A 15421-nucleotide genomic window follows, 5' to 3' on the forward strand; every position below is an offset into this window, starting at 1 on the left:
TAGGTAATCCTGCGGTGTGATAAGTTCCGCAGGCTGCTTACGTGGTAAACATTCCCTGGATGGATTTTGAGTTTGTATTGCACTCCGTTTCACCGTATAATAATTAGGGTGTCAAAAAATGGCGAGGGAAGACTTGAATGAAGAAGAAAAATGTAGGAACACTGCTGTTATTTCTTATTCTGGGCTGGCTGGCCGGAGCCTGGATTGCCAAGCTGCTGGAACCTGTACAAGCTCTGTCTTTTCTTACAGCTTCGACTGTTCTCAAGTGGTCGCCGCAAGCCGATTTAGACATCATAACCTATGACATCACAATCCATTTGAAACTGTGCCTGCTCAGTCTTGCCGGGATGATTACAGCCGTATGGCTGTACCGCAGGCTGTAGCCCTAGCTGGCAGCATCAGGAAGGGACGTTAATTACAGTGGAGCATGACAATTCGCGGCATATTATTCTGGCCTCAGGTTCGCCGCGGCGGCGTGAGCTGTTAGCCTCGCTTGGCCTGCCCTTTGAGGTGCTGTCCAGCGATGCTGATGAGAGTACGCCGCCTGAATGGAGCCCTGAAGCTATTGTACGGAATCTGGCGCTGCGTAAGGCAGAAGCTGTGATTCCTGTTGCAGGAGACCGGGATGCCGTTATTATCGGCAGCGATACGATCGTTGTGCTTGACGACATGGTGCTCGGCAAGCCGGCGGACGAGCAGGACAGCGCCAGAATGCTGGGCATGCTGCAAGGCCGGACGCATCAGGTATACACCGGGGTGGCCTGCATCGGTTCCGCAGAGGGACGTACCCTGGTAGATCATAGGGTAACCTCTGTAACTATGAGAGCAATGAGCGAAGAGGAAATCTCCGCTTACATAGCGACCGGGGAGCCTGCCGACAAAGCCGGCTCTTACGCGATACAAGGACTGGGCGCCACCCTGGTGGAAGAAATTGAAGGCTGCTATTTTAACGTGGTCGGTCTGCCGCTGTCACTGCTGAGCGGTATGTTGTCCGGGTTTGGCATTTCGGTGCTGAACCGGTAAGGGTAGCCGAAGAAAGAAGGTTAGGGATGGAGTCGCAATCATTTATGCTGCGTGACCTCCCCCATGAAGAACGACCACGAGAGCGCATGATGCATTATGGGGCGGAATCATTAAGTCAAGCGGAGCTACTGGCTATCCTGCTGCGCACAGGTGCGCACCGTGAATCAGCCCTTCTTATCGCCCAGCGGCTCTTGAGCCATGCAGGCGGTCTCCGCGGACTGGCGGATCTGAGCATTGAAGAATTGACAACAATTAACGGCATCGGCCCTGCCAAGGCCGTGCAACTCAAAGCAGGCATAGAGCTGGGAAGACGTATGGCGAATTCCCGGCTTACTGAACCGGTCATTATCCGCAGTCCCCAGGACGCGGCGGAGATTCTGACTGAGCAGCTGCGTTATTTGCAGAAGGAGCATTTTATCTGTCTGTTCCTGAATACGAAGAATCATGTTATTGCGCAGGAAACATTGTCCATGGGTAGCCTTAATGCCTCCATTGTGCATCCCCGCGAGGTGTTCCGGGCAGCCATGAAATGCAGCAGCGCAGCAATTATATGCGCACATAATCATCCGAGCGGTGATCCTACACCAAGCCCTGAAGACATCTCACTGACTTCCAGGCTGATGCAGGCAGGCGAGATTGTCGGCATTGATGTACTGGATCATCTGGTGATCGGAGACAGCAGCTACGTAAGTTTGAAAGAGAAAGGCTACATGTAATACAATTGTCTAGATTCACATGGAAAAGGAGCATACAAGATGTTAGGTGGTTTTACGAAAGACTTAGGAATTGACTTGGGGACAGCGAATACGCTTGTCTACGTGCGCGGTAAAGGAATCGTTGTCAGAGAGCCGTCCGTGGTTGCTATTAATACTGATACTAAGACGATAGAAGCAGTAGGGGAATCCGCCAAAAAAATGATCGGACGCACACCGGGCAACATCCGTGCCATCCGTCCAATGAAGGACGGGGTCATCGCTGATTTCGATACTACAGCAACTATGATCAAATATTTCATCCGCCAGGCCCAGAAGCAGCGCTCGATGTTCCAGCGCCATCCGAATGTCATGGTGTGTGTGCCCTCCGGAATTACAGCCGTTGAACAGCGTGCGGTAGAGGATGCTACGAAGCAGGCCGGAGCGCGGGAAGCTTACATTATCGAGGAGCCTTTTGCTGCTGCCATCGGTGCAGATCTTCCTGTATGGGAGCCAACCGGAAGTATGGTTGTAGATATCGGCGGTGGAACTACCGAGGTGGCGGTAATCTCACTCGGCGGTATTGTTACCAGCCGTTCTGTACGTGTGGCAGGGGATGATGCAGATGAGTCTATCATCCAATACATCAAGCGCCAGTATAACCTTATGATCGGTGAACGTACCTCCGAGCAGCTCAAGATGGATGTGGGCTCTGCCCTGCCGCTTGAGAAGGCTGAGACGATGGAGATTCGCGGACGCGATCTGGTAACCGGTCTGCCGAAGACGCTGACCATTACCTCCGATGAAATCTGCGAAGCTCTGTCCGATACTGTGAATGCAATTGTTGAAGCCGTGAAGGTTACGCTGGAGAAATGTCCGCCGGAGCTGGCTGCCGATATTATGGACCGCGGCATTGTGCTTACAGGCGGCGGCGCACTTCTGCGCAACCTGGACAAGCTGCTGGCGCGTGAGACCGGAATGCCGGTGATTGTGGCCGAGAATCCGCTGGACTGTGTTGCAATCGGCACAGGCAAGGCGCTGGAGAATATCCACTTGTTCAAGAGCCGCAGCAGTTCGGGCCTCCGCTCCAAACGCTAGGATCATGCGGACTGTGAACGTCAACCCCTGAGGTTGGAGAAATACGGTTATTAGAGGGTGCTCGAGATTGTTCAAGCTGTTTAACAATAAACGACTGTTTATATTGCTGATTACGCTGGTTACGTTTATCGTTCTGATGGGCTTCAGCCTGGGGCAGAGGAAGACCCTGTCCTGGCCGGAGAACTTCCTCAGAGATACGACCGGATTCGTGCAGAAATTGTTCTACAAGCCCGCTGGATACGTAGCGGGCTTCTTCCAAGATATCGGGACTCTGAATGAGCTGGCCGAAGAGAACAAGCAGCTTAAGATTCTGGCTGCGCAGTACGCCCGGGATAAGGCGCAGTTAAATTTTATTAAAGCTGAGAATGAGCGCTACCAAAAGAATCTTAAATTCACGGAAGCCCAAAAAAACATGTATAAATATGAATATCTGATTGCCAATGTTGTCAGTGTAACGACAGAGCCAAGCAATAATACACTTGTCATTGATCTTGGAGAGAAGGATGGCATCCGGCTGAATATGTCTGTTACTTCTATTGAGGGCCTTGTAGGGGTCATCAGTAATGTAAGTAAATTCACCTCTACTGTGAAGCTGATGACAATGATGGATAGCAAGGACCCCAACTCACAGCCTCCTATATCGGCAACCGCTGTGAACAAGGAAGGCAAGACCTTTGGGATGGTTGAGAGCTACGACCAGCAGACCGGAATGCTGCTGATGAACAAAATCCCCGTAGGCGATCCGATTGCTGAGGGTGATATGATTATTTCCTCAGGCGGAGGGGGGATGTATCCCCGTGGCATGACTATCGGCAAAGTGGAAGAAGTCAAGGTAGGACAGTACGGGTTCACCTCTACAGCGATTATCAAGCCGGCGGCAGGATTCCAGGACTGGAAGGAACTCTTCGTTGTCTATACGGAGGAGCGTGTAGAATAGTGAGGATGCGCAGACCTGTCCTGGTACTTTTGTTATTCTTTTTATTTGTTCTGGAAGGCACAGTGCTTCCCTGGCTGATTCCTGACGGCTGGCAGATGCGGATTATTCCTAATCTCGTCTTCATCGTCATTCTGTTCGTAACGGTATACCATCATCGGCATACGGCACTTATTCTGGGCTTGTCGTTCGGAATGCTGCATGATGTGGTCTTCTACGGCCGCATACTGGGTGCTCATTCCTTCGCTATGGGCTTATCTGCGTACCTGATCGGGCTGATATTCCAGATTCCCCGTGCTCCGCTGCCGCTCATGATGACAGTGGTGCTACTGGGCAGTCTGCTGGAAGACAGTATTCTTTTTGCTATCTATAATGTGTTTAATCTAAGCCAGGAGCCATATAATTGGGCACTCTTGCATCATATGCTGCCTACCATGCTCATTCATTTTGCTGCAGGCCTGCTTCTCTACGTTCCGCTCCGGCGCCAGCTGGAGCTGCTGAAGAAAGAGACTATCGATGAGGAGGCTGCGTAAGCTGCAGCAGCATTTTCTTATCACCCAAAGAAGGAGTTTGCCCGGCCCGGCACGAATGAATGAGGATAGGGGGACAGGCATATGACAGTTAAATCCAAGCACGTAAGGATTAAGGGCATCAAGGATGGCCTGGTATTCCTGCTAGACGACAAGTGTCCCTTTGAAGATCTCTTAAGCGAGCTTCGCTACAAGCTGGAGCACAGCCATCAAAATATTCTGACCGGACCGATTGTGCATGTGGATATTAAGCTGGGCAACCGTGCTGTTACTGAAGAGGATAAAGAGGCGGTACTGGAGATCCTCAAGAGTCAGGGGAATCTGTTGATCCGTTCGGTTGAAGCTATTGAAGATCCTGAAGAGAAGGATACGGAAGCCTTGTTCATGATGAGCGGAATGCTCCGCTCGGGCCAGGTACTGCATCATGAGGGCAATCTGCTGTTCCTCGGGGATGTGAATCCGGGAGGGACCATTACCTGTTCAGGGGATATCTATATTCTTGGAGCACTCAAAGGGATGGCACACGCCGGAATCAACGGTAACCAGGAGGCCATTATTGCCGCTTCGCTGCTCGCGCCTACCCAGCTCCGGATTGCTGAGATTATCAGCAGGCCTCCGGATGAATGGGGAACCCGGGAGAGCAGCATGGAATTTGCCTACTTATCAGGCGGTGCTATGCAAATCGACAAAATTCATAATATAGTGAAGTTACGTCAGGATTTAAATGTGTTTAAAGGGGTGTAGCCTCCATGGGAGAAGCGATTGTCGTAACCTCGGGCAAAGGCGGAGTTGGCAAGACAACCACAACAGCCAACATTGGTACCGCACTCGCCTTGCAGGGCAAAAAAGTATGTCTGGTGGATACCGACATTGGACTGCGGAATCTGGATGTTGTTATGGGGCTGGAGAACCGGATCATCTATGATCTGGTCGATGTGGCGGAAGGCCGCTGCCGGCTGAATCAGGCGCTGGTCAAGGACAAGCGCTTTGATGAGCTGTACATGCTGCCCGCAGCCCAGACCAAGGACAAGACAGCCGTTACACCGGAGCAGGTTAAGGATATCATTCTTGAACTTAAGAAGGAGTACGAATATGTTCTGATCGATTGTCCGGCTGGAATTGAGCACGGCTTCCGCAATGCGATTGCCGGTGCTGACAAAGCAATTGTAGTTACCACTCCGGAGCATGCTGCGGTGCGGGATGCGGACCGGATTATCGGTCTCCTGGAGCAGTCATCGGTAGAATCTCCGAAGCTTGTGGTCAACCGGATTCGCCAGGGCTTGATCAAGTCCGGGGATATGCTTGATATCGAGGATATTCTGCAGGTGCTTAATATTGATCTGATCGGGATTGTACCCGATGATGAACAGGTCATCCGGGCGGCGAACAACGGGGAGCCTACCGTGATGAACCCGGACTCGTTAGCAGCGATAGCCTACCGTAATATTGCCCGGCGTATTCTTGGCGATGCGGTGCCGCTGATGCAGCTTGACCAGAAGACGGGCGCCTTCAAGAAGCTCAAGAAATTTTTTGGAATGGGCTGAATCCCGGCCACGCACTTATACACGGCTATCTTCTGTTAAGAGCCCGCTGCTGAGAAATCACCGGCGGGCTTATTTTTGTTGTGCAGTAACTTGGACAGGGCTTGTTCTAAAGCGGCTTCCGGCACTCATAAAATGGAAGTAAAACAAGCCCGCCGGAGGGATCATTATGGAATACCCGAGAGAGTCCAAGAACCGCCGCAAGAAGCGTATACAGAATCTGCTGGAGGAGAAGCCTGCAGCTGGAGCAGCATCAGAGCGGTTCCGTTTGTCTGACAATCCTCCCTCATTCAGAGAATGGGGGGCGGGTGACAGGAATGAATTTGCCTCTTCCCCTGAGCCGGACCCTGAGACAATGTGGAAGCAGCAGCGTAACCACTGGGTTGATGAAGACGGGAGGGGACCGGGAGGGGGATTCCGTGCAGGTCTGCTGCGGCGGACAGTGGCCAGTCTGCTGGTTTTTGGCGCTGTATGGGGCATTTTTGCCGTTCAGAAGCCATGGGCAGTGAAGGCGCAGTATTTTATTACAGACATCCTCAGCAATGATATGGATTTTGCAGCAGCACAGGTGTGGTACGAGGAACATTTCAATGGAGCCCCGTCCTTTATTCCGATTTTCGGAGATGAACAGGTACCGGCGGAGAAGGTGACAGCCGCCCATGAGCTTAGCGCTCCGCTTGCAGGAAGTATTGTGCGTCCTTTTGCCACTTCGCTTAATGGCATTGAAATTATACCGGCAGACGATTCAAGTGCCAGTGTCACGGTGAAAAGTGTAGATACGGGCCGTGTGCTGGCCGTTTCAAAAGAAGCCCGGGGAGGCATCCGTATTACGGTCCGCCATACCGGGGAGATCACGGCAGAATACGGTCATTTGAGCGGGACACGGCTCGCGGTGGATGACTGGGTACAGAGCGGAGACGAAATAGGCTGGATTCAGGGGACGGAGGATGCCCGGGTCCCGTTGCTGTTTTTTGCAGTTATGAAAGACAAGACTTATATTGATCCGGCCGAAGTGGTATCGTTTGATTAGGGTCTGCGGCATTGAATTGTCACTGCATCCGCTCTTCGTGCTGATTCTCATGGTATCCGTGCTTACCGGACAGTTCCTGGAGCTGCTTACCTTGTTTCTGATCGTGTTCATTCATGAGCTTGGACATGTATGTGCGGCGCTGCTGGTCGGAATTAACGTCAGATCGGTACAACTGCTGCCATTCGGCGGCGTTGCGGTTATAGAGGATCATGGGCGGCTTACGGCTGTCCGTGAGATCGGGATTGCCCTGGCCGGTCCGCTGCAGAACGGAATTATGATTCTGATGGCGCTGGCGCTTAAGCAGGTGGAGTATGGAAATATCGCCTATCTGGATTATTTTATCGGAGCCAACGCCATGATCGCTCTGTTCAATCTGCTGCCGGTGCTTCCGCTGGACGGTGGCAAAATCCTTCAGGCAGCCCTGAGTCTGCTGCTTCCGTATTATTACACGCTGCTGTGGACCGGCAGAGTCAGTATTGCGGCCAGCCTGCTTGTGATAGGGTACGCCCTGCTTCCGCTTGGGAACGGGGACGGCCTCCGCCTTAACCTGCTGATGATCGGAGCGTTTCTGCTCTATTCTAATTGGACGGACCAGCGTAATTTGCCGTACCGGTTTGTTGGTTTTTTGATGAACCGTGAGCGGATTTATGAGCGGTATCTAGTGGCGGAGAACATTGCCCGCCCAATAGTTGCCTCGCTCGCGAAACCTTTGGATGAGATATTGCGTCTATTTAAACGTAACCATTATCATTATATCTATGTGATGAACAACGACAGGGATATCGTAGCTGTTGTGCCGGAGCAGCGTCTGATTGCTTCGTATTTCGGAAAGTAACAAGCGAGTAACGATTCAAACCAGAGGTGAAGCCATGAAACAAATGATCGTTCACTGTACACAGCATATTACCCGCATGGCACTTCTGGAGAACGGGAGGCTGGTGGAATATGCGGCTGAACGCGATCAGCAGCAAGGTCTGGTCGGGAGTTATTATAAAGGCCGGGTAATGAATGTGCTGCCTGGTATGCAGGCGGCCTTTGTAGATATCGGACAGAAAAAGAATGCGTTCCTATACGTAGATGATGTATTGCATCCCCATCTGGACAAGCAGCCGGCTGTCAAGCCTTCGATTGAGATGCTGCTGCAGCCCGGTCAGGAGATTGTCGTCCAGGTAAGAAAAGAACCGCGGGGCGGCAAGGGCGCGCGGGTAACCACGCATTATACACTGCCCGGACGCTGGATGGTGTACATGCCCTTTGCCGAATATGTCGGGGTCTCCAAGAAAATAAGCCGGGAATCGGAGCGCAGCCGGCTCAAAGGTATCGGCGAGCGGCTGCGCCAGGGTGAGGAAGGACTCATTATGCGCACCGTCTCCGAGGACGAGCCGCTGGATGCCGTGGAGGGAGATCTGGCTTTTCTGCGGGCGCAGTGGGAAATGATTACCCGGCGTTCCAAGGAAGTGGAGGCACCCGCTCTGCTGCACTGCGATCTGAGTATCGTCCAGCGGTTCATCCGGGATGCCTTCAATCCGCAGCGTGATGAGCTGCTGATTGATTCGGCCAAGGCGGTGAAGGAGGCGGAAGCCTTCCTGTCGGACATGGCTCCTGAAGGGTACAAGCCTGTGGGCTTCTACAGGGGGCAGGAGTCCATTTTCTCTGCTTACGGGGTGACAGATCAACTGCACAAGAGCTTCAGCCGTAAAATCATCCTCGAAGGCGGGGCTACGCTCATCTGGGATGAGACAGAGGCCTTGACTGTGATTGACGTCAACACAGCGCAGTACACTGGCGGGACGAACCTTGAGGATACGGTAACGCGGACCAACCTGCTGGCTGCGGAGGAGATCGGGCGGCTTGTCCGGCTCCGGGATACGGGCGGTATTATTATTGTTGATTTCATTGATATGGAGCGGGAAGAGCACCGCAGGCAGGTGACGGACAAGCTGGAGAGCATTATCAGCCGGGACCGGACCAAGACGCATATTCTCGGCTGGACCCATCTCGGTCTGCTGGAGATGACCCGTAAGAAGGCCAGACATGATTCCGCCGGATTTGCCCCGGTGATCTGCCAGTGCTGCGGCGGCACAGGCAAGGTTGGGACATGGCTGGAGTAGGGATAAGATGATCAGGTTGTATATGTTTTGTAAGGAGATATTGACTAGGGCCCATATGTATGATAATATCTTCAAGTATGTGTTTGGTTGTTCCATTCCTGCACATGCTGTAACCGCTCCGATCGGGTAGATGAAGCGTAATTCCTCCGGGGATTGCCACCTTGACTAGGCGAGTCTGAGACATGAGGAGGTGCAAGTACAATGTATGCAATTATCGAAACTGGCGGTAAACAATACAAAGTCCAAGAGGGCGATGTTTTGTTCATTGAGAAGCTGGAAGCTGAAGACGGCGCAAGCGTAACGTTTGACCGTGTCTTGGCTGTTTCTAACGAAGGTGGTTTGACTGCAGGAACTCCGCTGGTAAGCGGCGCGTCTGTAACAGCCAAAGTCGAGAAGCATGGTAAGGGTCATAAGGTTGTAGTTTACAAATACAAACCTAAGAAGAACTACCACAAGAAACAAGGCCATCGTCAACCGTACACCAAAGTAACTATCGAGAAGATTCAAGCGTAAGAAGGTGCGTTAATGATTAACGTGCGGATTACACGGGCTTCTGCTCAAGGTGTCATTGTCGGTTTTGCCGTCAAGGGGCATGCGGAATACGCAAGGAATGGCAAGGATATCGTCTGCGCGGGTGTTTCGACGGTTACCGTTGGAACTGTGAATGCGATTGAAAGCCTGACCGGAGTTGTTCTGGATACTTCGATGAAGGATGGATTCTTAAGCGGAACCCTGGTTCCCGTGAATGATCCCGAAGTCTCCGCCAAGGTACAGCTCTTGCTGGAATCCATGGTGCTGATGCTCAAGGATATTGCTAAATCCTACAGGAAATATATTCAGATACAGGAAGTCATCATTTGAAGAAGGAGGTTGACAACATGTTGAAATTGGATCTTCAATTATTCGCATCGAAAAAAGGTGTTGGTTCCACAAAGAACGGACGTGATTCCCATTCTAAGCGTCTTGGCGTGAAACGGGCTGACGGTCAAGCAGTAACCGGCGGCAACATCTTGGTTCGTCAACGCGGAACCAAAATCCACCCGGGCACGAACGTGGGCATCGGTAAAGATGATACACTGTTCGCACTTGTGGACGGCGTAGTGAAGTTCGAACGTTGGGGACGCGACCGCAAAAAAGTGAGCGTGTATCCGGTGGATGTCGCTCCGGTAGCAGCGGCACTGGAAGCGTAAGCTTACGGAACCTATGAAGATGAGAAGCCTCCGGCATCAGTGCCGGGGGCTTTTTTTGAAATTGTTTCGGGGTCCCGCAAAGCATCGAAGCTTAAGCCTCACTTTGTGGTGGGATTCTGGTGATTGCGGAGAAAGCCTGTGTTATACTGGGAAATGGTGAATATGAAGCAAGATAAGCAGTGCTTACATTGGAATCAATTTTGCGAACCAAGGGACGGGGAGAAAGAATGAAATCCTGGAAAAGTAAGGTCTGGGCAGTCATGTTATCCGCAGTGTTTCCTTTAGGTCTCGTGTATTGGCAAACCTCCCTTTTCACATGCCTGCTGCTCGGAGTCTGGGTAGCGGCAGTGCTTGCATTCAGCTTTGTTTACAACCGGCGTCAATATGAAGAGGAACTGCGTATACAGGAGAATACTCTGCAGCAGGCGGCAAACCGGACACTGAATCATCATCGTCATGACTGGATGAATGATCTGCAGGTGCTTTACGGATATATCCAGCTGGGCAAGCCTGATAAATCCGTACAATGTGTGGAAAGAATAAAGGAGCGTATTGCGCTGGACAGCCGTATTGCCAAATTGGGAGTACCTTCCCTGGTGTTCTATCTGCAATCCTTCCGTACGTTCAGAAGCAGTCTGGAGCTGGACATACAGGTAGAGGAAGGGCTTCAGCTGGAGGACAAGCTAAGTCCAGAGGTAGGAGCTGAGCTGACTTCGGTAATTATGCAGACGGTTAGAGCGTACCAGTACAGCGGAATAACACAGCATGGAGACACGCGGAAGCTTGAGCTCAGCTTTTCACAGGAGGGAAGAGACATTCTGATCTCTTTCAAAGGTGAGGGAGAGCAAGACAATCCCGAACTGCTTCAGGGGCAAATTTATAATATAGTACAAGGAAAAATCATGAAGGCGGAGCAGGTTCAGCCTGCCAAGGGTTATTTGGAACTGCGGTTACCGCTGGAGATGTAAGGAAGGTGAACATTTATGTTCGTAGATAAGGCTAAGATTTATGTAAAAGGCGGAGACGGCGGAGATGGTCTCGTAGCGTTTCGCCGGGAGAAGTATGTACCGGATGGAGGTCCTGCCGGCGGCGATGGCGGCCGTGGTGGAGATGTGATCTTCCGCGTGGATGAAGGCTTACGGACCTTGATGGATTTCCGTTATCAGCGGCACTTCAAGGCGGATAAGGGAATTAAGGGGCGCAACAAGAGCCAGCACGGGGCCAACGCTGAGCATATGATCGTGCGGATTCCGCCTGGAACCGTGTTAATTGATGATGATACCCAGGAGATCCTTGCCGATTTAACCCGTCATGGACAACAGGTTGTAGTGGCCCGCGGCGGCCGGGGCGGCCGGGGGAATACCCGGTTTGCGACGGCGAACAATACGGCGCCGGAGCTGGCTGAGAATGGGGAAGAGGGCCAGGAGCGTTACATCGTAATGGAGCTTAAGGTCATGGCGGACGTAGGCCTTGTAGGCTTCCCTAGTGTGGGCAAATCTACACTGCTGTCGGTCGTGTCCGCTGCCCAGCCGAAGATCGGAGCGTACCACTTTACCACTATTACCCCCAACCTGGGTGTAGTTGATGTCGGAGACGGCCGCAGCTTTGTGATGGCGGATCTGCCTGGACTGATTGAAGGCGCGAGTGAAGGGGTGGGGCTTGGACATGAGTTCCTGCGCCACGTTGAACGGACGCGTATCATCATTCATGTCGTGGATATGTCCGGCTCGGAAGGCCGCGATCCTTTTGAAGACTGGGTACTGATTAACGATGAGCTGAAGCAGTACAATGCGGCGCTGATTGACCGTCCGCAGATCGTGGCGGCGAACAAGATGGATATGCCTGATTCCGAGGAGAACCTGGCTTCCTTCCGTGAGCGTGTCGCGGAGCTTCGCCCGGATCTTGAGATTATGCCGATCTCTTCACTGACCCGTCAGGGCGTTCAGGAGCTGCTCTACCGTGCTACAGATATTCTTGACAGTATTCCTGTGGCTCCGGTGGTGGAAGAAGTAGCCGGTAAAGAGCGCAAGGTGTATAAGCTGGAAGCGGAAGAGGATAACTCATTCACGATTACCCGTGACAACGAGGCCTTTGTAGTCAATAGTCCGCGGATTGAGCGGATGATTAAGAGAATGCAGCTAAGCACACATGATGCGATTCTTAGGCTGGCCCGTACTTTGCGTCACATGGGTGTGGATGCCGAGCTGCGCAGACGCGGCGCTGTGGAAGGTACGATCGTGCGCATTGCTGATTTTGAATTCGAATTTGTCGAGAACAGCAGCTACTATTAATAGAGAAGCAAGGTTACCGGCTGTATCTTCCGAGAGGGGGATGCGGCCTTTTTTTATTGCTTAACAGGTGGCAAAACTATTTCTGCTAATAAAGTTTTCTTTATATATCCGGATTAATTTACTACAATCATTATAGCAAGAGACGCATGAAGTTGAATCCAAAGGGTGTAATCTGCGTATATCATACATACCTGTCAGGAAAGAGGGAATGGACAGATGGCCATTATTGAAGTAGTCAAATATGACGGGCCTCCGGGGGTCTTCGCCTGGAAGTATCCGAATCAGGAGCTGGGTACCTGGACACAGCTGATTGTGAATGAATCCCAGGAAGCGATTCTGTTCAAGGGTGGAGAGGCGCTGGATTCCTTCACAGCCGGACGCCACACCTTAAGCACAGCGAATATTCCGATTCTGTCGAATGTGGTGAATCTGCCGTTCGGCGGCAAGTCTCCGTTCACCGCAGAGATATGGTTTGTGAACAAGCTGAACTCCATGAATGTGAAGTGGGGCACCAGTGCACCGCTGCAGCTGCAAGACCCTAAGTACAAGATCATGGTAGCGGTCCGGGCCTTCGGTCAGTTTGGCGTGCGGATCGAAGATCCCCGCAAATTCCTGCTGAAGCTGGTAGGGACGCTGCCGGTCTTCGATCAGGATACGATGATCAATTATTTCCGCGGGCTGCTGATGTCCAATATTAATGAACTTATTTCTTCTTATCTGGTGCACAAAAAAATCAGCATCCTGGAGATCAACGCCTACGTGGTTGAAATCTCCAAGCATATTCAGGGGCGCTTGTCCTCCTCGTTCCTGGACAGCGGTATTGAACTTAATAATTTCTATATTGATTCGATCAATATTCCCGATGATGATCCGGCAACCCAGCGTCTCAAGGAAGCCTTGGCCAAAAAAGCGGAGATGGACATTATCGGCTTCACCTACCAGCAGGAACGAAGCTTCGATGCTATGGAGGAGGCAGCAGGCAATCCTGGCAATATAGGGGCGGGCATGATGAATGCGGGGCTGGGGCTCGGCATGGGCTTTGGGCTGGCCGGGCCTGCGGCTGAGATAGCTACCCGGATGACCCGTAGCATGTCTCTGGACGGCAGTACGGGCAGCCAGCCGGCACCTCCTGCTGCTTCTAAATCCTGCTCGGACTGCGGAACCCTTAATCCGGCAGATGCACGCTTCTGTACCGGCTGCGGCCGCAGTCTGCAATCCCCGCCGGCGGCGGAGAATGAGGTATGCCATAGCTGCGGCAAGGCGGTCATCCCTGGTGCCAGATTCTGTCCGCATTGCGGAGAAGGCCTGATCCTGAAGTGCGCAGGCTGCGGGCATGAGCTGAAGCCCGGACAGAAATTCTGTCCAGAGTGCGGCACCAGAGCGGCTAACGGGTGAACGGAATGCAGAGGCAGAGGTCATATACGGGTCTAGTTACTGGCATTTATGTTGCTGTTCTGGCAGTTACTGCGGGTACCTTCTTCACGCTTGGATTCTCGGAATCGCTGCTGCGCTTCGTAGTGACTCTGCTCGCTGTTGGTATAGCAGAGACTGTGGTTTATGTATATTGCATGCTCTGGCTGCGCCGTGCTCCTGAAGCGAGCAGGACTTCACCGGTATTCATCAGCGGAGCCGTGATTATGGCCCTCTATGTTGCTGCGGTACTTGCTTCGGCTATTCTGCTGGACTGGATTCTGGAGCTGAGTCCGCTCTGGTATGCAGGAGAGCAGCTGCTGATCCTGATTGTAGCTTCCATCGTCCTTGTGGCTACAGGGGGATATGGGTGGAATGCCGCCTCCGGGGAGCGCAGGGCTGCGGAAGCTTCGCGGAGCCTGCGTACCCACATGCAGGAGCTGCAGGAGATCAGAGGGATTGCCGGCACCTGGAAGCATTCTGAGGCAAGCAGGCTGGTAGAACTGATTGATTCTCTGGAGGAGAAATTCCGCTACAGTGACCCGGTGTCGAGACCGGGATTGTATGCCACGGAAGACATCATTAGGCAGCAGATCTCTCTGCTGCATGACCATGTGGCGCTGCTGCTTGTCTTGAAGGAGCTGCCGGCCCGCTGGGACACGGAGACAGAGGAGTTAACGGAGAGTATTGCCAGCACGCTCCAGCGGCGTAACCTGGAGCTGGCGGCGCTTAAATAGGAGGAATAGACAGCAATGGGGATAGGGAATGAGCTGGGGGGACTGTTGCCGGGCCGGGAAGGACAGCCCTCTGATAGTCTGCCTAAGTATGAGCGGACTACTTTTGATATTGTAACTATCGGTGCCGGATATTTGTTTATGCCGTTGGGACTTGCGTTTGCGCTGGTACGCATGCTGAGCACCCATTATAAAAATTACCGCAAGCCCGTCAATTTTAGTCTGTTGTTCCATGTATTTGTGGGCGGCTTCGTGCAGTTGATGGGAATTGTCGTCAATTCCATCTTCAGTGAAGTCGCCGTTGATACTGGTACGTTAATTGGAATGTTAATTATGTTCTCATTGATAACGCTTCTGCCTGCGGCCGTATTTGCCAGAAGCGCAGCCAAAGCCAGATTCCGCTTCTCGCAGCTCGCCAATCAGTATGTACATCTGATCACGGTGGAGAGAGTCCGCTATACCGGGAATCTGGCGGACCGTACCGGGCAAAGTGAAGGGGATGTGAATAGAGACCTTCTCTATCTGCAGAAGTACGGGGTGCTGGACTCCGGGCTTCTCTTCCATGAGGGAGCGGATACAGCGCCGCAGGCCCAGGCGGGGCAGGCAGGTGCTTCGCCCTTCAAGCCGCCTGCAGGGCAGCCGTCCTATCAGCAGCCGAGGCCGCAGCAGCTTCCCAAATCTGTCCGTTGTCCGGGCTGCGGGGCACAGAATACGGTAGCTCCCAACCAATCTACCAGCTGTGATTACTGCGGGACGACCATTGCTTACAGCTGACCGGGTTCTGCAGGTGAAGGCTGTTCCTCCTAGCTAATAGGGGGACAGTCTTTTCCCCATGTT

19 protein-coding genes and 1 other annotated feature are annotated in these 15421 nt (G+C 52.5%); all 19 genes read left to right on the forward strand.

What is annotated here, in order from left to right; all coding sequences use genetic code 11:
• The first annotated feature begins 137 nt into the window (after window positions 1–137).
• The 19 genes from MHH78_RS09525 to MHH78_RS09615 all read left to right on the forward strand — a co-directional run bounded on the left by MHH78_RS09525 (window position 138) and on the right by MHH78_RS09615 (window position 15358).
• Window positions 138–383, forward strand: a complete 246-nt coding sequence (locus MHH78_RS09525) for a DUF4321 domain-containing protein (protein WP_076079449.1) — start codon at window positions 138–140, stop codon at window positions 381–383.
• A 37-nt stretch (window positions 384–420) separates the two neighbouring features.
• On the forward strand, window positions 421–1023 hold the full coding sequence (locus MHH78_RS09530; RefSeq protein ID WP_341167254.1) for a Maf family protein: 603 nt from the start codon (window positions 421–423) through the stop codon (window positions 1021–1023).
• Window positions 1024–1049: 26 nt separating this feature from the next.
• Entirely contained in the window at window positions 1050–1739 is a 690-nt protein-coding gene (gene radC, locus MHH78_RS09535) for a RadC family protein (protein ID WP_036725914.1), read from the forward strand.
• Between the two features lie 39 nt (window positions 1740–1778).
• Window positions 1779–2813, forward strand: coding sequence for a rod shape-determining protein (locus tag MHH78_RS09540; protein ID WP_036725912.1), 1035 nt, complete (start codon window positions 1779–1781; stop codon window positions 2811–2813).
• A gap of 67 nt (window positions 2814–2880) precedes the next feature.
• Window positions 2881–3750: a rod shape-determining protein MreC gene (gene mreC / locus MHH78_RS09545; RefSeq protein WP_341167255.1), complete on the forward strand. Its 870-nt coding sequence runs from the start codon at window positions 2881–2883 to the stop codon at window positions 3748–3750.
• Complete coding sequence (gene mreD, locus MHH78_RS09550; RefSeq protein ID WP_341167256.1) at window positions 3750–4280, forward strand: rod shape-determining protein MreD; 531 nt, start codon at window positions 3750–3752, stop codon at window positions 4278–4280. Before mreC ends, mreD begins: the two co-directional genes overlap by 1 nt.
• An 81-nt stretch (window positions 4281–4361) precedes the next feature.
• Entirely contained in the window at window positions 4362–5021 is a 660-nt protein-coding gene (gene minC / locus MHH78_RS09555) for a septum site-determining protein MinC (protein WP_036698972.1), read from the forward strand.
• 5 nt (window positions 5022–5026) lie between these two features.
• Window positions 5027–5821 carry a septum site-determining protein MinD gene (gene minD, locus MHH78_RS09560; protein ID WP_076079452.1) on the forward strand — a complete coding sequence of 265 codons (795 nt, stop codon included), beginning with the start codon at window positions 5027–5029 and terminating at the stop codon, window positions 5819–5821.
• Between the two features lie 166 nt (window positions 5822–5987).
• Complete coding sequence (locus tag MHH78_RS09565; protein ID WP_076079453.1) at window positions 5988–6848, forward strand: M23 family metallopeptidase; 861 nt, start codon at window positions 5988–5990, stop codon at window positions 6846–6848.
• Window positions 6841–7683, forward strand: coding sequence for a M50 family metallopeptidase (locus MHH78_RS09570; RefSeq protein WP_341167257.1), 843 nt, complete (start codon window positions 6841–6843; stop codon window positions 7681–7683). Before MHH78_RS09565 ends, MHH78_RS09570 begins: the two co-directional genes overlap by 8 nt.
• A gap of 34 nt (window positions 7684–7717) precedes the next feature.
• A complete protein-coding gene (locus MHH78_RS09575; protein WP_341167258.1) occupies window positions 7718–8959 on the forward strand; it encodes an Rne/Rng family ribonuclease in 1242 nt (413 codons plus the stop codon).
• Window positions 8960–9060: 101 nt separating this feature from the next.
• Window positions 9061–9146 (forward strand) — a sequence feature (ribosomal protein L21 leader region).
• 14 nt (window positions 9147–9160) lie between these two features.
• Window positions 9161–9472: a 50S ribosomal protein L21 gene (gene rplU, locus MHH78_RS09580; RefSeq protein ID WP_036698983.1), complete on the forward strand. Its 312-nt coding sequence runs from the start codon at window positions 9161–9163 to the stop codon at window positions 9470–9472.
• Between the two features lie 12 nt (window positions 9473–9484).
• Window positions 9485–9820, forward strand: coding sequence for a ribosomal-processing cysteine protease Prp (locus MHH78_RS09585; protein ID WP_036725900.1), 336 nt, complete (start codon window positions 9485–9487; stop codon window positions 9818–9820).
• A 17-nt stretch (window positions 9821–9837) separates the two neighbouring features.
• On the forward strand, window positions 9838–10149 hold the full coding sequence (gene rpmA, locus MHH78_RS09590; protein WP_020429282.1) for a 50S ribosomal protein L27: 312 nt from the start codon (window positions 9838–9840) through the stop codon (window positions 10147–10149).
• Between the two features lie 227 nt (window positions 10150–10376).
• Window positions 10377–11117 (forward strand): Spo0B domain-containing protein, encoded by a 741-nt coding sequence (locus MHH78_RS09595; RefSeq protein WP_341167259.1) that lies wholly within the window; start codon window positions 10377–10379, stop codon window positions 11115–11117.
• Between the two features lie 15 nt (window positions 11118–11132).
• Entirely contained in the window at window positions 11133–12440 is a 1308-nt protein-coding gene (gene obgE, locus MHH78_RS09600; RefSeq protein ID WP_076079457.1) for a GTPase ObgE, read from the forward strand.
• A gap of 216 nt (window positions 12441–12656) precedes the next feature.
• Window positions 12657–13835: an SPFH domain-containing protein gene (locus tag MHH78_RS09605; RefSeq protein WP_341167260.1), complete on the forward strand. Its 1179-nt coding sequence runs from the start codon at window positions 12657–12659 to the stop codon at window positions 13833–13835.
• A gap of 5 nt (window positions 13836–13840) precedes the next feature.
• The gene (locus tag MHH78_RS09610) at window positions 13841–14587 is read left to right on the forward strand and encodes a hypothetical protein (RefSeq protein ID WP_341167261.1); all 747 of its coding nucleotides are present in this window, start codon (window positions 13841–13843) and stop codon (window positions 14585–14587) included.
• Window positions 14588–14602: 15 nt separating this feature from the next.
• Window positions 14603–15358 (forward strand): hypothetical protein, encoded by a 756-nt coding sequence (locus tag MHH78_RS09615; protein WP_341167262.1) that lies wholly within the window; start codon window positions 14603–14605, stop codon window positions 15356–15358.
• Window positions 15359–15421: the final 63 nt, after the last annotated feature.

It is taken from the genome of Paenibacillus sp. FSL H3-0333, assembly GCF_038002805.1.
Lineage (GTDB): Bacteria > Bacillota > Bacilli > Paenibacillales > Paenibacillaceae > Paenibacillus_AQ > Paenibacillus_AQ silagei.